General features: G+C 60.6%; 14 protein-coding genes and 3 pseudogenes. 6 read left to right on the forward strand and 11 right to left on the reverse strand.

The window, feature by feature from the left end:
• Position 1: 1 nt before the first annotated feature.
• The 3 genes from BLR63_RS03535 (at position 2) to BLR63_RS03545 (ending at position 5,329) form a co-directional block, all read left to right on the forward strand.
• Entirely contained in the window at positions 2-3,136 is a 3,135-nt protein-coding gene (locus BLR63_RS03535; protein ID WP_010567610.1) for an efflux RND transporter permease subunit, read from the forward strand.
• Positions 3,133-4,527: an efflux transporter outer membrane subunit gene (locus BLR63_RS03540; protein ID WP_010567611.1), complete on the forward strand. Its 1,395-nt coding sequence runs from the start codon at positions 3,133-3,135 to the stop codon at positions 4,525-4,527. The genes BLR63_RS03535 and BLR63_RS03540 overlap by 4 nt, the downstream gene beginning before the upstream one ends.
• A 100-nt stretch (positions 4,528-4,627) precedes the next feature.
• Positions 4,628-5,329 carry an MlaA family lipoprotein gene (locus BLR63_RS03545; RefSeq protein WP_042947714.1) on the forward strand — a complete coding sequence of 234 codons (702 nt, stop codon included), beginning with the start codon at positions 4,628-4,630 and terminating at the stop codon, positions 5,327-5,329.
• A 70-nt stretch (positions 5,330-5,399) separates the two neighbouring features.
• On the opposite strand, the pseudogene BLR63_RS03550 reads toward BLR63_RS03545, so the two are convergent.
• The 3 genes and pseudogenes from BLR63_RS03550 to BLR63_RS03560 all read right to left on the reverse strand — a co-directional run.
• Positions 5,400-5,672 (reverse strand): annotated as a pseudogene (locus BLR63_RS03550) (helix-turn-helix transcriptional regulator); the annotation flags it as partial.
• Positions 5,663-6,080: pseudogene (locus BLR63_RS03555) on the reverse strand (transporter); the annotation flags it as partial. The pseudogenes BLR63_RS03555 and BLR63_RS03550, both read right to left, overlap by 10 nt.
• A gap of 414 nt (positions 6,081-6,494) precedes the next feature.
• Positions 6,495-7,532, reverse strand: coding sequence for a LacI family DNA-binding transcriptional regulator (locus BLR63_RS03560; RefSeq protein WP_042947707.1), 1,038 nt, complete (start codon positions 7,530-7,532; stop codon positions 6,495-6,497).
• Between the two features lie 220 nt (positions 7,533-7,752).
• Between BLR63_RS03560 and BLR63_RS03565 the strand changes: the two genes are divergently transcribed.
• On the forward strand, positions 7,753-9,084 hold the full coding sequence (locus tag BLR63_RS03565; protein WP_010567616.1) for an MFS transporter: 1,332 nt from the start codon (positions 7,753-7,755) through the stop codon (positions 9,082-9,084).
• 13 nt (positions 9,085-9,097) lie between these two features.
• Entirely contained in the window at positions 9,098-10,450 is a 1,353-nt protein-coding gene (locus BLR63_RS03570) for an amidase (protein WP_010567617.1), read from the forward strand.
• Positions 10,451-10,476: 26 nt separating this feature from the next.
• Here BLR63_RS03570 and BLR63_RS03575 read toward each other — a convergent pair whose 3' ends face one another.
• The 6 genes from BLR63_RS03575 to BLR63_RS03600 form a co-directional block, all read right to left on the reverse strand.
• Entirely contained in the window at positions 10,477-11,268 is a 792-nt protein-coding gene (locus BLR63_RS03575) for an amino acid ABC transporter ATP-binding protein (protein ID WP_050901353.1), read from the reverse strand.
• A gap of 17 nt (positions 11,269-11,285) precedes the next feature.
• Positions 11,286-12,527, reverse strand: a complete 1,242-nt coding sequence (locus BLR63_RS03580; protein ID WP_010567619.1) for an NAD(P)/FAD-dependent oxidoreductase — start codon at positions 12,525-12,527, stop codon at positions 11,286-11,288.
• Between the two features lie 49 nt (positions 12,528-12,576).
• Positions 12,577-13,287: an ABC transporter permease gene (locus tag BLR63_RS03585; RefSeq protein ID WP_010567620.1), complete on the reverse strand. Its 711-nt coding sequence runs from the start codon at positions 13,285-13,287 to the stop codon at positions 12,577-12,579.
• The gene (locus BLR63_RS03590; protein WP_010567621.1) at positions 13,284-14,003 is read right to left on the reverse strand and encodes an ABC transporter permease; all 720 of its coding nucleotides are present in this window, start codon (positions 14,001-14,003) and stop codon (positions 13,284-13,286) included. The genes BLR63_RS03585 and BLR63_RS03590 overlap by 4 nt, the downstream gene beginning before the upstream one ends.
• 108 nt (positions 14,004-14,111) lie before the next feature.
• A complete protein-coding gene (locus BLR63_RS03595; protein ID WP_010567622.1) occupies positions 14,112-14,870 on the reverse strand; it encodes an ABC transporter substrate-binding protein in 759 nt (252 codons plus the stop codon).
• A gap of 22 nt (positions 14,871-14,892) precedes the next feature.
• Entirely contained in the window at positions 14,893-15,774 is an 882-nt protein-coding gene (locus BLR63_RS03600; protein ID WP_042947711.1) for a MurR/RpiR family transcriptional regulator, read from the reverse strand.
• A 147-nt stretch (positions 15,775-15,921) separates the two neighbouring features.
• On the opposite strand from BLR63_RS03600, the gene BLR63_RS03605 reads away from it, so the two are divergent.
• Positions 15,922-16,950: an Ldh family oxidoreductase gene (locus tag BLR63_RS03605; RefSeq protein WP_010567624.1), complete on the forward strand. Its 1,029-nt coding sequence runs from the start codon at positions 15,922-15,924 to the stop codon at positions 16,948-16,950.
• A gap of 79 nt (positions 16,951-17,029) precedes the next feature.
• Here BLR63_RS03605 and BLR63_RS32275 read toward each other — a convergent pair.
• Both BLR63_RS32275 and BLR63_RS03610 read right to left on the reverse strand, forming a co-directional pair.
• A pseudogene (locus BLR63_RS32275) lies at positions 17,030-17,289 on the reverse strand (hypothetical protein); the annotation flags it as partial.
• Between the two features lie 86 nt (positions 17,290-17,375).
• Positions 17,376-18,269 (reverse strand): regulator of G-protein signaling domain-containing protein, encoded by an 894-nt coding sequence (locus tag BLR63_RS03610; RefSeq protein WP_010567625.1) that lies wholly within the window; start codon positions 18,267-18,269, stop codon positions 17,376-17,378.
• Positions 18,270-18,277: the final 8 nt, after the last annotated feature.

The raw sequence follows: 18,277 nt of genomic DNA on the forward strand, positions 1-18,277 counted from the left end.
CGTGGCGCGTTTTTTCATAGATCGACCGATTTTCGCCTGGGTCATCGCCATCGTGATCATGCTCGGTGGCAGCCTGTCCATCAGCCAGTTGCCGCTGGAGCAATACCCGGACATCGCACCACCCACGGTGAAGATTTCCGCCACTTACACTGGGGCCTCGGCCAAGACCGTGGAAGACTCGGTGACCCAGGTCATCGAACAGCAGATGAAAGGCCTGGATAACCTGACCTACATGTCCGCCACCAGCAGTTCGGCGGGCAGTGCCAGCATCAGTCTGACCTTTACCGCCGGCACCGACCCGGATGTGGCCCAGATGCAGGTGCAGAACAAGCTGCAGCAAGCCGAGTCGAGACTGCCGCAATCGGTACAGAGCGAAGGCCTGACCGTGACCAAGGGCGGCTCGGACTTCTTGATGATTGTCGCCCTGGCATCGGATGACCCCAGCGTGACCGGCACCCAGATCGGCGACTACATTTCCACCACCTTGCTGGATTCCATCAGCCGCATAGACGGCGTCGGCGATGTGCAGACCCTGGGATCCGGCTACGCCATGCGTATCTGGCTGGACCCGGCCCTGTTGGAAAAATATGCGCTGATGCCTTCGGATGTCAGCAGTGCCCTGGAAGCGCAGAACACCGAAGTCTCCGCTGGCCAGCTCGGTGGCTTGCCGGCGATCAAGGGCCAGCAGTTGAACGCCACGATCAGCGCCCGCAGCAAACTGCAGACTGTCGAAGAATTTCGCAACGTGGTGATCAAGTCGAACAACGACGGCGCCGTCGTGCTGCTGGGCGATGTGGCAACCCTGGAGCTGGGCAGTGAGAGCTACGACATCAGCACCGCCCTCAACGGCAAGCCCGCCGCTGCCATGGGTGTGCAGTTGGCGGCAGGCGCCAACGCGCTGAACGTCGGCAAGGCGGTCAAGGCCAAGCTCAAAGAAATGGAGCCGTTCTACCCGAGCGAAATGCAACTTAAAAACGTGATTGCCTACGACACCACGCCGTTTGTCAGCTTGTCCATCGAGGAAGTGGTCAAAGCCTTGGGCGAGGCCATCGTGCTGGTGGTGTTGATCATGTTTTTGTTCCTGCAAAACCTGCGCGCGACGCTGATCCCGGCGATTACCGTGCCGGTGGTGCTGCTGGGCACGTTCGGTGTGCTGGCAATGTTTGGCTACTCGATCAACACCTTGACGATGTTTGCCATGGTCCTGGCGATCGGCTTGCTGGTGGACGACGCCATCGTGGTGGTCGAAAACGTTGAGCGACTGATGGGCGGGGGACTATCGCCCGTGGCCGCCACACGTCAATCGATGGGGGAAATCAGCAGCGCGCTGGTGGGCATCACCCTGGTGCTGAGCGCGGTGTTTATCCCCATGGCGTTTTTCGGCGGTTCCACCGGGATTATCTATCGGCAGTTTTCCGTGACCATCGTTTCGGCCATGGTCCTGTCGGTGTTGGTGGCGATGACCCTGACACCCGCGCTGTGCGCCTCGTTGCTCAAAACCCGCGACGGCCAGGGGCATGGTGCCCAGCATGGGTTCTTCGGCTGGTTCAACCGCACCTTCGAGCGTGCCAGCGCCGGTTATGAGCGCTGGGTCGGGGGCGTGCTACGGCATTGGATACGCAGCCTGCTGCTCTATGGCGGGGTGCTGGTGATCATGGCGGTGGGCTACATGAGCCTGGCCACATCATTCCTGCCGGACGAAGACCAAGGGATCCTCCTGGCACAGATCCAATTGCCCGTGGGCGCGACCGACAGCCGTACACAGGCGGTGATCAAGCAGTTCGAGGACTACATCCTCAAGCAGCCCGAAGTTGACGCAATGATCAGCATCAGCGGGTTGGGCATGGGGGGCAACAGCCAGAACACCGCGCGGGCGTTTATTCGCCTCAAGGATTGGGATGAGCGCGGTGGCCGCGGCCAGAGTGCGGCCGCGATTGCCCAGCGAGCGACCATGGCGCTGGCCAGCATTGGCGATGCCGACGCGTTCGTCATGCAACCGCCGACCGTACGCGGTCTGGGCCAGAGCTCGGGGTTCGACCTGCAACTCAAGGACCTCGGTGGCCTGGGCCATGATGCGCTGGTGGCCGCCCGCGAACAGTTTCTTGAGCTGGCCAGAAAAGATCCACGCTTGCTGGGAGTGCGCAGCAACGGCCTGGATGATGCGCCGCAGCTCAAGGTCAGCATCGACGACCGCAAGGCTGGCGCGCTGAGCCTGAGCACCAGCGATATCAACACCACCCTGTCGACGGCATTGGGCGGCACGTACGTGAATGACTTTCTCAACCAGGGCCGGGTGAAAAAAGTCTATGTGCAGGGCCAGGCGTCTTCGCGCATGCAGGCCGCTGACCTGGATCATTGGTTTGTGCGCAACAGCAACAATGAAATGGTGCCGTTCTCGTCGTTTGCCAGCAGCACCTGGAGTTACGGCTCACCGTTACTGGAGCGCTACAACGGGAACGCCTCGTTGGAAGTCGTCGGTGACCCAGCGCCGGGCGTGAGTGCCGGGGATGCGATGAACGCGGTGGAGGCCATCGTCCGGCAATTGCCCCAGGGCATCGGCTACGAATGGACCGGGCAGTCCTATCAACTGCGACTGTCCGGGTCCCAGGCCCCGCTGCTCTATGCCATCTCCGTATTGTTTGTGTTCCTGTGCCTGGCCGCGCTCTACGAGAGTTGGTCGGTACCGTTCTCGGTGATTCTGGTGGTGCCTCTGGGGGTGATCGGTGCCGTGCTGGCGACCCGCGTCGCCGGGTTGAGCAACGACGTGTATTTCCAGGTGGGGCTGTTGACCACCGTGGGCCTGGCGGCGAAGAACGCGATCCTGATCGTGGAGTTCGCCAAGCACCTGCAAGAGCAGGGCAACAGCCTGATCGACGCGACGCTGATCGCGGTGCGCCAACGCCTGCGGCCGATCCTGATGACATCCCTGGCCTTTATGTTTGGCGTGCTGCCGCTGGCCTTGAGCACCGGCGCAGGCTCCGCCGGGCGCCAGGCCATCGGTACGGGCGTGCTGGGCGGCATGTTCAGCGCCACGGTACTGGGGATCTTCTTAGTCCCGCTGTTTTTTGTGCTGATCCGCCGCCGTTTTGGCGGCGAGCGCAGCGCTAACCAATCTGCCCCGACAGGTGATGCATGATCAAGTCACACTGGCCTTTGCTGGCCGCCATGGTCCTGGGTGGCTGCGTCAACCTGGCGCCCCAGTATGAGCGTCCTGAAGCGCCCGTCTCCGGCCAATGGCTGCCGGCGGCCAGCCTGCCGAAAGGGCAGGTGGGCGCTGATGTGAAATGGCAGCAGTTCTTTACCGACAGCCGCCTGGCACAGTTGCAGGCGTTGGCGCTGGCCAATAACCGCGACTTGCGCCTGGCCAGCCTGAATGTCGAAAAGGCGCAGGCGCAATACCGCATCAAGCGCGCAGACCTGTTTCCCACCCTGGATGCGAGCGTCAGCGGCACCCATAGCCGCACGCCCGGGTCGCTGTCCAACACCGGTACGGCGGTCACCAGCCACGATTACAGCGCGCAATTGGGCCTGAGCAGCTACGAGCTGGATGTGTTTGGTCGGGTCCGCAACCTTCGCGACGAAGCGCTGGAAAACTACCTGGCGCTGACGGAAACCCGACGCAGCACGCAAATCAGCCTGGTGGCCGAAGTGGCCACCGCCTGGCTGACCCTGGCCGCCGACAATGAACGGCTGCTGCTGGCCCAGGAAACCCTGACCAGCCAGTTGGCCACCTACGACCTGACCCAGCGCAGCTATGCCTTGGGCGGTTCCTCCGCGTTGTCCGTGGCGCAGGCACAGACCACCGTCGAGTCGGCGCGCGGCGATGTGGCGTCCTACGAAAGCCAGATTCTGCAGGACCGCAATGCCTTGCGCCTGTTGGTCGACAGCGACCTTCCCGAAGCGCTCCTGCCGGGCACGCACCTGGAGTCGGCGGCGGTGCTGGTGGACATACCGGCGGGCTTGCCTTCGAGCCTGTTGCAACAACGCCCGGACGTGCTGTCGGCGGAGCACACGCTCAAGTCGGCCAACATCGACATCGGCGCGGCCCGTGCGGCGTTCTACCCCAGTATCAGCCTGACCGCCAACGCCGGCTCGTCCAGCGCAGCGTTGGCCGGCCTGTTCAAATCCGGCAGCGGCGCCTGGACCTTTGCCCCGAGCATCAGCGTGCCGATTTTCGACGGCGGCAGTAACCGCGCAACTTTGGATTCGGCCAAGGTCGAGCGCGACATCCAGATACAGACCTATCAACAGACCCTGCAGACCGCGTTCCGCGAAGTGGCCGACGCACTGGCCGTGCGCAGCACCCTGGATCGTCGCATCGCCGCGCAACAGGCGCTGACCGACGCCAGCCGCAAAAGCTTCGAACTTTCGGACGCGTTGTATCGGGGCGGGTCGCAAAGCTACCTGGAAGCCTTGGATGCGCAGCGCTCGCTCTACAGCGCTCAGCAGGACCTGATCACCCTGCGCCTGACCGAGCAGAGCAACCGCATCACGTTGTACAAAGTGTTGGGCGGCGGTTGGAATTGACCGCCCATGGGAAATGGCTGTGCCACCTCTACACAGCCTCGCAGCGATGGAACGACTTGCGCGCACCGAACCGGCTTATTTCATTCAATGGGAAATCAACATGTGTGCCTATCGTTCCACGTTAAACCGATGCGTCCAGGTACTGGCCTGCGCCGGTTTCATCACGCTTTCACCCCTTTCCCATGCGGCCACCGACAAGGATCCATGGGAGCGTATCAACCGGCCGATCTTCTCGTTCAATGACACCTTGGATACCTATGCCCTGAAACCACTCGCCCAAGGCTATCAATGGGTCACCCCCCGTTTGGCACAGGACGGCATTCATCATTTCTTCAACAACCTGGGGGATGTCGGGAATCTGGCGAACAATTTGCTACAAGCCAAGTTTCACCGTGCAGGGGTCGATACGAGTCGGCTTTTACTTAACAGCACCCTTGGCCTGGTGGGATTGGTCGACGTCGCGACGCCGATGGGGCTGCAGCGCAGTGACGAGGATTTCGGCCAAACCCTCGGCTATTGGGGCGTCGATAGCGGCCCTTATCTGGTCTTGCCGCTCTTGGGGCCAAGCACGCTGCGCGATGCGCCAGCCCTGATCCCCGATGCCTATGCCAACCCGGTTCACTACATCGGCGATGTCCCCACGCGCAACAGCCTGTATGGCATGGGCCTGATCGACGGCCGCGCTCAATATATAAAATCCGAAAAGCTCATCACCGGCGATAAGTACAACTTTATCCGCAGTGTTTATCTGCAAACCCGAGAGTTCAAGATTAAAGACGGCAACGTAAAGGACGACTTCTGATCGGTGCGTGTTGACCTTGTGATCTCCATGCGTCGCCCGTCAGAGCCGAGACTCTGACGGGCGATTGGCGTCATGCCGCCGTGGATTTCACGCGGGCGTCGCTGGCGGTTTCACGAAACAGCCGCGGTGACATGCCGAAGGTGGATTTGAAATGCCGGCTGAAGTGGGAACTGCTGCCGTAGCCCCAGGCATAAGCAATCTCGGTGAGGGAGCGATGGGCCTGTTCGTGGTTGCGCAGGTCCTCGGCGCAACGGGACAACCGACGCTGCCAGATGTACTCGCTGACGCTGCACCCCAGTTCATCTTGAAAGGCCCGGTGCAAGCTGCGCACCGAACACTGCTCTCTTTATAGGTATTGAGCCAGAATGCCTGCTCTTCGTTGATTTTCCAGAACAGGCCAGGGCCAATGCCCAATACCTTCTCGCGCGAGTTGCTCAAGCGGTCGCCGTTGGCCTGGTCATCCGTTATTTGCCTGAAGTAATAGCCGTTGATACCGAGCGAGACCTTCGGAAACACCTCATACGAGACGGTGAAGTTGGCCCAGACCGACGCCGTTGTCCTTGAGTTTGACGCCGTTGTCGCCAAAGTCGCCATCCAGGGACACCACCGGAACCAACAGGCTCCATCCCAGGTGCGTGCCGCCGCCAATGGTGTCGGGCGAGTAATAGCTGAACTGGTTGATCAAGGTGATGACATTGATCTTCGGGTTATCGAAGTTGCGGTTGTCCTTGCCGCCATTGTCACGAATGCTGCGACGTCGCTCTATTATTGGAGTTGTGAGCTGGGGTGTGCATCCCCTGGGGGAACCCGATCATGCTTCGGGTCCAGGCTCAATGATTACCCCTGCGAGGAAAGTCTACGGCGGCTGCCGGCTGACGGGTGTCCAGCTAGGGATCACCAACGTATTTTTTACTGCCTAAAAATCAAAGCCCTGAAGGTTCGCGGCTTCAGGGCTTCTATTTTCGCCTCCATCCCTTAATGTCTGGCGAACGTGGCGGCGAGGTTACCATCGGTGTTTCAGCCAATCACTACGCCGATAGGGGGATTGCGTTCGTTCAGTGGACGCGGTTCAAGACATTGGCGATGTCGGGTTTGCGCTGACGTTTTGCGCGCTTGCCAATGTCCTCGTTTAAGTATGGCTTTAACGGACGTGGCCACCGGCTGGTCAGTCGGTGCGACGCAACCGCGAAGAGCTGGCTCGCACCTGTAATTCCGGCGCCAGGATAATCGACTCGGCAGGTTCGCCCAGAATGCGTTTGTGCAGCAACTCCACCGCATGCAGGCCCATCTGCGCCAGCGGCAGGCGCACGCTGGTCAGCGGTACGAAAAGTTCTTTGGCCAGGGGGGTGTCGTTGAAACCAACCACCGCAATGTCCTTGCCCGGCTCCAATCCCTTATCGCGCGCGGCACCCATCAGGCCGATGGCCAGGAAGTCATTGACCGCGAAAAACGCCTGCGGGGGAGGGTTGAGTCCTAGCAGATACTCGCCTTGCTGGTGCCCGGTGAGGCTGTCAAAAGGGCCATTGAGAATCCATTCCGGGCGCAGTGTTATGCCCTGCTCACGGTAATAACGGATGAACCCACGGGTCCGATCTGCCCCGGTGGACGCATGCCGTTCGCCGGCCAATATCGCCACGTCGCGGCAGCCCTGTTGGTACAAGTGTTCGGCCGCCAACCAGCCGCCCATTTCGTCGTCGCTGCCCGCCGTCAGGTGCCCGGTAATCTGGCGGCTGACGAGTACGTAGGGAATGTGTTTGCGTTGCAGCAAGTCAAGCAGTGGCTGGGTTTCACCCACGTGGGAGTCACCGACAATCAGCCCGGCCACCGAGCGGCGTAAAGCGTGCTCGGCACGTGCCATTTGGCGTGCCTGCTGATCTTCTGTGTTGGCGACGAAGGTGAGATAGCCCGCTTGCTCGGCCGCGCTGTCGATGCTGTCGTAAATAGTCGCCATCACCAGGTCGGTAAGGCGTGGCATGAGCACGCAGATCTCCTGGCTTTTACGCAACTTCAGGTTAGATGCCTGCGTGTTCGGTCGATAATCCAGTTCTTTGGCCAACGAGCGAATACGTGCCACAACCTCGGTCGACGCCGCGCGCTCGACCCCTGCCGGATCGCCATTGAGCACCCGAGACACCGTCGAAACGTGTACCCCAAGTGCAATCGCCATGGACTTCAGTGTGGCGGGACGAGATTGATTCGGCATATCTGAAAGGCTTCCAAGCGTCTGTTTCTGGCGCGCGATTCTATCTCAATCGAGGCGCCATCGATGCGCGAACCTCCAAAAAAAATCTTTACCCAAACGATTGACTAACCATTTTTCAATCTCTACATTTTGCCAACCCAAACGTTTGGGTAAAAAATAAAAAATACGCCGGACGCGGCCGATTTTTTGACCTCTGCCCTCATTTGAAGAGTCAGTTCCTATGAACAGTCCCGCTATCCCGCGCTTCCGCTACCAGATTTTCTTCTTGATCATGCTGATGGCATTGCTCAACTACATCGACCGCGGCGCGATTTCTTATGCCTCGGCGAGCATTCTTCCCGAGTACGGCTTCGACAAGGCCGACTGGGGCAATGTGTTGGGGTTCTTTGGCTACGGCTACATTCTCGGCGCGCTGATCGGTGGCATTCTGGCCGACCGTTTTGGCGCCAAGCGTATCTGGCTGATTGCCGGTGGTACCTGGTCGATCTTTGAGATCGCCACCGCGTTTGCAGGTGACTTTGGTCTTGCGTTCATGGGTGGCTCGGCCATGGCCGGTTTCGCCACCATTCGCGTTTTGTTTGGCTTTGCCGAAGGCCCGGCTTATTCGGTGATCAATAAGAGCGTGGCTAACTGGGCGACCCCCAAGGAGCGAGGCTTCGTGGTCTCGGTCGGCCTGTTGAGCACCCCCCTCGGTGCACTGCTCACGGCACCGGTGGCGGTGGGCCTGCAGACCCTGACCGGCGACTGGCGCAGCATGTTCGTGGTGCTGGGCGTGATCAGCCTGGCACTGCTGGTTTTCTTCATGACACGCTTCACCAACACCCCGGATGAGAACCCGCGGATGTCCAAGGCCGAGCTGGAGTTCCTGCGTCAGGAGCGTGCGGCGCAAACCACAGCCTCACCCCCTGGCACCAGCGCTACGCCGGTGTGGCATTTCTTCAAGAACAAGGACCTGCTGCTCAACGCTGTCGGTTATTTCTCGTTCGTGTATGTGACCTTTCTGCTGCTGACCTGGACTCCCAAGTACCTGCAGGACGAGTTTCACTACAACCTGTCGTCGCTGTGGTACATGGGCATGATCCCGTGGATCGGCGCCTGTTTCACCGTGTTGTTGGGCGGCAAGATTTCCGACTTGCTGCTACGCCGCACCGGCAACCTGAAGGTGGCGCGTAGTTGGCTGGCTGCGACGTGCCTGCTGTTGACCACGTTGTGCTTCCTCCTGGTCTCGCAGGCCGAGACGGTGTGGGGTGTGATTGCCCTGATGACCGTGGCCAACGCCCTCAATGCGCTGCCGAACTCTGTCTACTGGGCCGTGGTGATCGATACCGCACCGTCGAACCGAGTGGGTGCCTACAGCGGTATGACCCATTTCATTGCCAACACCGCCTCGTTCATCGCGCCGATGCTGACCGGCTACTTGACCGTTCGCTATGGCTACTCGTCGATGTTCGTCGCGGCGGCGGTGGCCACGGCGCTGGGCATGGGGGCGATGCTGATGGTGCGTCCCGGCAGTCGGCACGTCGCGCCTTCCCCTTCGACCGCAGCAGTTTGATGGATGTGTTTGTATGAATCTGACGAAGCCTATCCAAGCGGGCTATTTTTCGGGTCAATCGGTCTTTGATCTGGCTCAGCGCCTTCGTGCCGGCTGCCTGACGAGTGTCGAGCTGACTGAAGCGGCCCTTGACAGCATCGAGCGCCTGAATCCGATCCTGAACGCCTTTGTTTGCGTCGATGCCGCCGTGGCGCTGGCGCAGGCGAGCAAGGCTGATGAACTGTTCGAACAGGGCCAGGACCTGGGGCCGCTGCAGGGCATTCCGGTCGCGATCAAAGACAACATCGATACGTTCGACCATGTCACCACATACGGTTCGGCACACTTCGCCGGCTGCAAACCCGAGCACGATGCGGTGTGCGTACAGCGTTTGCGCGAGGCGGGCGCGGTGATCGTGGGCAAGACCCTGACGCATGAATTCGCCTACGGGCCGACGGGCGACCGCTCGCTGCAGGGCGCCGCGCGCAATCCCTGGGACGCCACCTGTATCACCGGCGGCTCCAGTGCCGGCAGCGCCGCCGCAGTCGCCAGTGGCATGGTGCCGCTGGCACTGGGTACCGATACCGGTGGGTCGATCCGTATTCCAGCGGCCTTGTGCGGCGTGGTCGGTTTCAAGCCATCGTTTGCCAGCGTGCCGCTGGAGGGCGTGTTTCCCCTTGCGTCGAGTCTCGACCACGTGGGCCCGCTCGCCAATCACATCGAGGATGCGCGCCTGTTGTTCGAGGTGATCGCCGGGCGGCGGTGTGCAGCCTCGACTCAAGCCAGACCGTTGCGGGTTGGTTGGATCGCATCCGGCAGCTTCGGCGCGGTCGACGCGGAGCTGGATAGCCAGGTGTACCAGGCGGCGCAACAGCTCTTTGGCGAGGGCCTGCAAACGGTCGATGAACTGGCGCTGCTGTCGGCCGAAATGAAAGCGACCTTGCAGGTGCTGCAACGCGCCGAGGCTTTCAATGTCCACGCCGAGCGCATGCAGAACGCGCCGCAGCTGTTCGAGGATGAGGTGCGCGAGCGCCTCGAGTTGTCGGGTGAAGTCAGGGGCTGGCAATACATCCGCGCCCAGTCCGGCCAGGCACGGCTCAAGGCCGCGATCGCGCAGATATTCCAGCGCTATGACTTGCTGGTCTCGCCCAGCGTGCCGATCACGGCGACGCCAGTGGATGCCCGTGTGGTGCAGATTGGCGCGCAGGATATGGACGTGCGCGCCGCCTTGCTCAGTCATACCAGTGCCTGGAACCTCACCGGGTTACCCGCGATCAGCCTGCCGGTGGGGCTGGTGCGGGGGATGCCAGTGGGGCTGCAGGTCATTGGCGCGGCGGGAGAGGATGATCGACTGTTGACCCTGATGGGGCAGCGATTCCCACGCTAATGCCGTTGCTCCGGGCGTGCTGAGCGCTAATGCAGGATCTGCGCAAGAAAGCTCTGCGCCCTGGGGCTTTGCGGGTTATTGAAGAAGGCCTCTGGTGGGCTGTCTTCAATGATCCGGCCTGCGTCGAGAAACAGCACGCGCTCCGCGACTTGCCGGGCGAAGCCCATTTCATGGGTGACACAGAGCATGGTCATACCGGTGTCGGCAAGCTTGACCAACACATCCAGCACCTCGGCGACCATCTCCGGGTCGAGGGCCGAGGTCGGTTCATCAAACAGCATGATCCTGGGTTTCATGCACAACGCCCTGGCAATGGCTACGCGCTGCTGTTGTCCACCGGACAACTGGCTGGGGAATTTGTCGGCCTGGCTCTCGATGCCGACTTTGTTCAAGTAGAACCGCCCCAGCTCTTGCGCCTCCGTGCGCGACAGGCCACGCACCGACATCGGCGCCAGCATGCAGTTTTGCAGGACGCTCAGGTGCGGGAACAGGTTGAAGTGCTGGAACACCATGCCGATTTCGCTGCGCACCTGCGCCGCCTGGCGGGTATTCAGCGCCAGGTCGGTGTCATTGACCCGGATATGACCTTTCTCCGCGATTTCCAGGCGGTTGATACAGCGGATCAGTGTGGATTTCCCCGAGCCGGAGGGTCCGCACAGCACGATGCGCTCGCCTTCGCGCACCTTCAGCTCGATGTCATGCAAGACATGGTAGGCGCCGTAGAATTTGTTCAGCCCTTCAATACTGACCACTACACTGCGCGTGTCCGGCAACGCCACAGGGTCGGGCAGGTGAAGCAGGGGGGTTGTCGCAGGCATGACGGTTGCTCCGCAAGTCAGTGGAATCGCTGCGCGCTGTAAGGCGCCGGATCGGTAAAGGTAGGAGCGCCGGTAAGCATCTCGGCGAGCAGGCGCCCGCTGACCGGGCCGAGAGTCAGGCCGTGGTGGGCATGGCCGAAGTTGAACCACAGGCCGGGGTGATGCGCCGCCGGGCCGATCACCGGGCGCATGTCCGGCAGGCACGGACGACGACCCAGCCAGGGCTCGGGGTCCAGGCGCTCGCCGAGTGGATAGAGCTTGCGCGCGAGGGCTTCACAGCGACTGAGCTGAATGTCATTGGCCTGGTCGCTGCTCTCGGCAAACTCGATGCCCGTGGTCAAACGGATCCCCTGAGCCATCGGTGCCAGCACATAGCCGCCCTGGGCATCGCAAATTGAGTGCTGCAATTGCGCATCGTCCAGCGAGCTGTAGTGCATGTGGTAGCCGCGCTTGATTGCCAGCGGAATACGATAGCCCAGCTGCTTGAACAGCTCGGGCGCTTGTGGGCCGAGGGCGATCACCGCCTGTTCGGCGCTCACCGGGCCTTGTTCGGTCAGCACCTGCCAGCGGCCATCGAGGTGTTTCAGGGTCAGCGCATCGCCCTGGATGAACCGTCCGCCGCGCTTGATAAAGAGCGCGGCGTAGCCACGGGTCAAGGCCCCGGGATCGCTGACGGTTTTCGGATCAAGCCAGTGAATACCGCCCACCGCCTGGTCGCTCAGTGACGGTTCGCGCTCGCGTAATTGCTCGCCGTCGAGCACTTCATAACGCAAGCCATAGGGCTGCAAGGCACGGGCATCGGCCTGGGCCGTGCTAAAGGCCGGTTGATTGCGAAACACCTCGATCCAGCCATTGGCTTTGATCAGATGACCCATGCCGGCGGCCTCGATCAGCGCATCATGCTCATCCACGCAGCGTTGCACCAACGGCAGCATGGCGCGAGCGGCCTGGTTCAACCGGGTCGGTGACGAGTTCTGCCAGTAGGTGAACAGCCAGGGCGCGACTTTGGGCAGGTAGCGCCAGCTGTAACGCACATCGGATTGCTGGTTGAGGCTATAGCGCACCAGGCTCGACAGTTCTCGCGGGAACGCATAGGGAATCACACTGGAGCGCTCGATCAGCCCGGCATTGCCATGGCTGGTGCCGTTTCCGGGTGGCTGGCGGTCGATCAGGATGACCTCAACGCCACGCGCTTGCAGGTGCAGTGCAGTGCAGACGCCGACAATCCCGGCGCCCAGAACGATGGTTTGGCAATGCATGAAAAATTCCTTGTGACACGTCGTGCAGGATGGCGGGTAAACGACAGGCTCACGGCAGATGGCGGCCAAGTCGGGCTTCGACGCGCTTGAGGACGCGGCGGATAATTTCGACGATCAGCAGATAAAGAACGGCTGCCCACAGGTAAACCTGGAAATCGAGGCTGCGCGAGAAAGCCAGCTTGGTCACGCCCATCAGGTCGTAAATAGTCACCAGCGAAGCGATGGCGCTGGCCTTGACCATCAGAATCAGCTCGTTACCCAGCGGGCCGATGGCGACCAACAGCGATTGGGGCAGGATGACTTTGAAGAACGTGGTTGAACGTTTCAGGCTCAAGGCCTTGGCCGCCTCATGCTGCCCCTGGGAGACCGAGAGCAGGCTGCCGCGGAAAATCTCTGCCTGATAAGCCGCCGTATTCAAGGTGAAGGCCAGCAGCGTGCAAAACCACGCATCGCGGAAAAACCACCATAGCCCCACGTCTTGCCAGAATCCCTTGAACGACCCGAGGCCGTAATACAGCAGGAACAATTGCGCGAGTAATGGCGAGCCACGAAAACAGTAGACATACAGTGCGCTCGAGCGCTGCAACAGCAGGTTGTTGGACACCCGGGCCAAAGCAATCAGCAGGCCGAGCAGGGCGCCGAGCGTGAATGAAATCGCCACCAGCTTGCCCGTGACCAACAAGCCTTCGAGCATCCGCGGGCCATAGCGCTGTAACAGGTCGACGTCGATCAACCACTGCGCAAAATTTTCCAATGTCATGGTTGTGCGCTCCGCAGATGCCGACTGAAGTGCCGCTCGATCCATGCGAACGCGCGCCCCGACAGCGCCGAGAAAAACAGGTAGCCAAAACAGGCCACGGCGTAGAAGAACAACGGCTCCTTGGTCACGCTCACCGCCAGGTTGGTCTGGCGCATCAGATCGACCAGCGAAATGGTGGAGACCAGCGACGTGTCCTTGAGCAGCGACAACCAATTATTCGACAGCCCAGGCAAGGCGATACGTACCAGTTGCGGGAACACCACCTTGCGAAAGGTCGTGGCCTTGCTCAACCCGAGTGCCGCAGACGCCTCGTACTGACCCTTGTGGACGGTCTTGAACGCACCGAGCCAGATCTCGCTGGAGAACGCCGCAAAGACAAAACTGAAGGCGACCATGGCCGCCAGAAAGGTATTGATGGTGACCTGTGTTTCATAGCCCATCGCCGCGAGGATTTTCTGGGCGCCAATCTGGCAACCGTAATAAATGATCAGCAGCGTCAGCAACTCCGGCAGGCCCCGAAACACCGTGGAAAACAGCGTAGCGAACGAGCGCAGCCACGGTTTTTTCGAGCGTGCGGCCAAAGCCAGTCCAAGCCCCAGGGGCAAGCCCACCGGCAGGCAGGCCAGCGCCAGCGCCAGGGTCACCAACGCGCCGGCCAGCAGCGCTTGCCCCCAGCCACCGCTGGCAAACGACAACAGTGATAGATGTTCGATCATGCTCGAACCCTCGTGAAAGGACATCGTGGGACGGGCACTGGCGCACCCGCTTCTGGCCAGTCTGGGCTCAGGCAGCGGGTGGACCGTCAGTGCTCCACAGGCGACGAATCAGTGATAGATATCGAAAGCAAAATACTTGCTGGAGATCTTCTGATACGTGCCATCGGCCACAATTTCGTCGAGGGCTTTGTTGAAGCGTTCGCGCAGCGCGTTGTCTTCCTTGCGCACCGCAATCGAGGCATCGGCCTGGGTGCCATTGACATCGCCGAGCATCTTGCAGCAGCTTTTGCCGGCCTTGTCGATCCAGTCGGCGAGCGGGAATTTGTCGGCAATCACACCGTCGAGCCGACCAGACGCCAGGTCGCTGTTGGCCTCGTCCAGCGTCGGGTAGAGCTTCACATTGGCGCCGGCTTTGCCGTACACGTCTTCGGCATAAATAGACTGGGTGGAAGAGGATTGCGCGCCGACGGTTTTGCCTTTGAAGTTGGTCTGCGCGTCGCTGATGTCCGAGTCTTTGGGAACCGCAACGGACAGTGGGGTTTTGTAGTAGTGATGGGTGAAGCTGATTTTCTTGCGGCGCTCTTCGGTGTCGATCATCGACGCCACCACCGCGTCATATTTCTTGGCCATCAAGGCCGGAATGATACCGTCCCAGTCTTGCGCCACCAGGGTGCATTGGGCCTGCATGCGCTCGCACAGGGCGAGGGCAATATCGACGTCAAAGCCATGGAGCTGGTTATCCGAATCGACATAGTTGAACGGCGGGTAAGCGCCTTCGGTGGCGATTTTCAACACGTCGGCCTGGGCGAGACCGACACTGGCGGCGAATACCGCACACACACTTGCAAAGCGAATGACTCGTTTCATCGTTGCCTCTCAATCTGCTGGCCTATTGCTCTTGTTTGCTCGCGAGTGACGATGTGTAACCCACGAACTCGTTATGTAGCGCGGCAGTGGCTTCCAAGCGTTTCTCAACATCGGGCCCGAGTTTCTTGCAGACCTCGTTGACCATCAGGTGAACCAGCGACAGCATCGTCGACGTCGATTCCCAGAAAAGATTGAATTCAGTAGGCAGGCGAAAGACCTCGTCGGCGTGCAGCTCGGCCCAGTCGCAAAAGGTGTCGGTGATCAGCGTCACCGGAATGCCAGCAGCCCGGGCCTTGCGGCACAGGGTCAGGGCGTGGCGCGAATAGCGGCGCGCCTCGAACACCACCAGGGCGGTGTGTTCAGGGTTGCTCAGCAACACGTCGCCGAAATGCCCGGCAGAGCCGTCCACCACCTGCACGCCATCGCGCAGGTACTGCAACAGGTGCACCATCGAGAGGGCGATGCCGCGCTCGGTCTGAAAACCGGCAACGAAGATTTTTGGCGTTTTAGCCAAGCGTTTGGCGACGGTATCCCAGGCTGGCGTCTGGCTGTGTTCATAGACGCTTACCAGCGCGGCGACTTCCAGCTCCAGGCTGCGCGAAAGTCCCTGCGGGTTGTGGCTCTGTTGCTGACGAAACTCTTGCAAGCGGTCGCCCACCAGCCACGGGCCATCGCCGAGGTCATCCTTCAGGTCGTTTTTCAGATCCTTGAAATGGCTGTAACCGAGTGAACGGCAAAAGCGTCCGACGCTCGATTCGCTGACCCCGAGTTTCTGGGCGATATCGGCGGCGGTCTGAAAGGGCAGTTCATGCAGGTTGGCGAGCATGTACGTGGCAATCGTCCGACCAGAAGCGGCAGCTGTTGACAGACTGTTTTCAAGGCGTTGTTTGATCGGTTGGCTCACGGTACGACTCGCTGTCTTTTTTGCTTGCGATAGAAAATGAATGTTTTCTGTCATCAAGTCAACAATTGACAGTTTGCTGTCACCTCTGGATAGTCAAATGCCTGCAACGGCCATCGCGTTGACCGACCTCGACCTGGGAGTTTTCACATGCCTTCACCTGCACGCTCTGCCTTGGCGCACATTGCCTTCAGCGATCTGGTTGTGTTGCTGCGCGGCATTTTCGAGCGCCATGGCACTTCGGCCGAAGTGGCTGCGGTCCTCGCCACTAACTGCGCCAGCGCCCAGCGCGACGGCGCTCACAGCCACGGGGTGTTTCGGATGCCCGGCTACGTTTCTACCCTGGCCAGCGGATGGGTCGATGGGCGTGCGGTGCCGGTGGTCGAAGATGTGGCCTCGGGTTATGTCCGGGTCGATGCCCGCAACGGTTTCGCCCAACCGGCCCTGGCCGCTGCTCGCGGGTTGTTGCTGGAAAAAGCCCGCAGCGCCGGGATTGCCGTGTTGGCGATTCACAACTCCCACCATTTCGCCGCGCTCTGGCCAGATGTCGAACCCTTCGCCGAGGAAGGGCTGATCGCCTTGAGTGTGGTCAACAGCATGACCTGCGTGGTGCCCCATGGCGCTCGACGACCCCTGTTTGGCACCAACCCGATCGCCTTCGCTGCGCCTTGTGCCGCGAGCGCTCCGATCGTTTTCGACATGGCGACCAGTGCCATGGCCCATGGCGATGTGCAGATCGCGGCGCGTGCGGGTGAGACCTTGCCGCCGGGCATGGGGGTCGATAGCCAGGGGCTGGCGACACAGGACCCCAACGCCATCCTCAATGGCGGGGCACTGCTGCCGTTTGGCGGGCACAAGGGCTCGGCCCTGTCGATGATGGTGGAGTTGCTGGCGGCCGCCCTGACCGGCGGCAATTTCTCGTTTGAGTTCGACTGGGATCAACACCCAGGGGCGAAAACGCCGTGGACCGGGCAACTGATTATCGTGATCGATCCGCGCAAGTCCGGGGGTGAGAGTTTTGCCCGGCGTGCCCAGACCCTGGTGGCGCATATGCATGAAGTCGGCTTGTCGCGTATGCCGGGCGAACGTCGTTACCGCGAACGTGAGCATTCCGCGCTGCATGGCGTAGCAATCGCGGAGCAGGAGCTGGCGCAGCTGCGGGCTATGACCGGGGACTGAGACGGGAGGCAAAAGCATCCGCGCGGCACCGACGCCAGCCCCCGGAACCATCGGTGGGCTTGGCGGCGCGTGTAGCCCGTTACGTTCTCTCTGATGTTTGAGCGGTCTGTACGGCCCATTCGGCTTCACGTTTGGCGATGGCGGTTTCCAGTGCTGCGGAGCGCTTGGCCCACTGTTCGGGTGGGAGTGGTTTGGACCATTCGATGATGGCCGGATACGTCAGGTCGGGTGGCGGATACAGTTTTTTCCTTCCCACAGTAACGTCAGAATCCAGCCACGGGTTTTGGCCTTATCCCTCATGTAGTCAAGGTAGAAACGCAGACTCTCGCCTGCCTTAAGGGGCCGGCGAACACAGCTTCCGAGCCTGGTCGATAAGGGTATTTGAGTCCGTGTAGGCCTAGACAGTACCCGCGTTTTACACAGACTCATTGCACATTCTTGTAGGTAACGGATTCCAGCCGATCCAGTCCATCGCCAACGTGGAAGCTCAATGGTCGCGGTAAGGTACTGGCTTTATTTTCACATTCCCTGATCAACGCCGAAGCGCGATGCTGCAATGGGAATTTGCTGTACAGCCGGTGCTTCCCCAGCTCAGCGAAGCCCAACTGCACGATCAGCGGACTGGTCGTCATTAACCGCAGTTCACCGCTCTGCACCTGACTCTGCAACTGGGCATCTCTGAAGCGGTACCGCGCTGGGTACGACTGCTCCCCCACTTCCACACTGATCTGGTCTGCATCGTCCAGAAAGGACTTCCAAAGCGCCGTTACGCCTGCTGGAAAAGGTTCTACAGGACGCGCCTGCAATTGGCAGCTCACCTCAGAGTTGACCTCTTGCATTACGTCACCCATAACGTCGCCACCCTTAGGCATCAACGCCATGGTCAGCACCTTGGGTTCAAGCGCCAGATTGATGATCAGCGGCTGAGGTAGAGCATCAACCTGTTGGCGTTGCGCGGCGCTTAACTCCTTGAGCGCTTGTGCCGGGATGTCCAGGTTAACTTCAATGTCCAGTGTACTGGCGACGCGAGCTTGGACAATTTGGTCGAACACCCTGTGCAAGGCCATGCGTTGCGAATCGCTCAGCGGCTGCAACTCCTTCATATACACGAGGTGTTCGTCCTGCGGGTCTACCCGCCATCGCAAGCTCTGCGGGTTGATCTGGTTTGCAGTCAGAGCATTGTCGATCAGTTCCTGTTTTGTAGTATTCAGCCCGGTGCCCGACGAGCCTGCCGAATCCTGAAAATGCAGGACCATCGACTCGTCATTGCAGCCAGCCAGCAACATGCCGCCGAGCAGCGCCAGGGGTTTTAAATTCATCCGGTAAC

This window comes from Pseudomonas extremaustralis (assembly GCF_900102035.1).
Classification (GTDB): Bacteria; Pseudomonadota; Gammaproteobacteria; order Pseudomonadales; family Pseudomonadaceae; genus Aquipseudomonas; species Aquipseudomonas extremaustralis.

Coding starts and splice junctions, on each gene's coding strand:
- BLR63_RS03560 (WP_042947707.1), bottom strand. CDS start 7,532: ATGCCGAATCAATCTCGTCCCGCCACACTGAAGTCCATGGCGATTGCA.
- BLR63_RS03545 (WP_042947714.1), top strand. CDS start 4,628: ATGTGTGCCTATCGTTCCACGTTAAACCGATGCGTCCAGGTACTGGCC.
- BLR63_RS03610 (WP_010567625.1), bottom strand. CDS start 18,269: ATGAATTTAAAACCCCTGGCGCTGCTCGGCGGCATGTTGCTGGCTGGC.
- BLR63_RS03595 (WP_010567622.1), bottom strand. CDS start 14,870: ATGAAACGAGTCATTCGCTTTGCAAGTGTGTGTGCGGTATTCGCCGCC.
- BLR63_RS03605 (WP_010567624.1), top strand. CDS start 15,922: ATGCCTTCACCTGCACGCTCTGCCTTGGCGCACATTGCCTTCAGCGAT.
- BLR63_RS03590 (WP_010567621.1), bottom strand. CDS start 14,003: ATGATCGAACATCTATCACTGTTGTCGTTTGCCAGCGGTGGCTGGGGG.
- BLR63_RS03540 (WP_010567611.1), top strand. CDS start 3,133: ATGATCAAGTCACACTGGCCTTTGCTGGCCGCCATGGTCCTGGGTGGC.
- BLR63_RS03565 (WP_010567616.1), top strand. CDS start 7,753: ATGAACAGTCCCGCTATCCCGCGCTTCCGCTACCAGATTTTCTTCTTG.
- BLR63_RS03575 (WP_050901353.1), bottom strand. CDS start 11,268: ATGCCTGCGACAACCCCCCTGCTTCACCTGCCCGACCCTGTGGCGTTG.
- BLR63_RS03580 (WP_010567619.1), bottom strand. CDS start 12,527: ATGCATTGCCAAACCATCGTTCTGGGCGCCGGGATTGTCGGCGTCTGC.
- BLR63_RS03585 (WP_010567620.1), bottom strand. CDS start 13,287: ATGACATTGGAAAATTTTGCGCAGTGGTTGATCGACGTCGACCTGTTA.
- BLR63_RS03570 (WP_010567617.1), top strand. CDS start 9,098: ATGAATCTGACGAAGCCTATCCAAGCGGGCTATTTTTCGGGTCAATCG.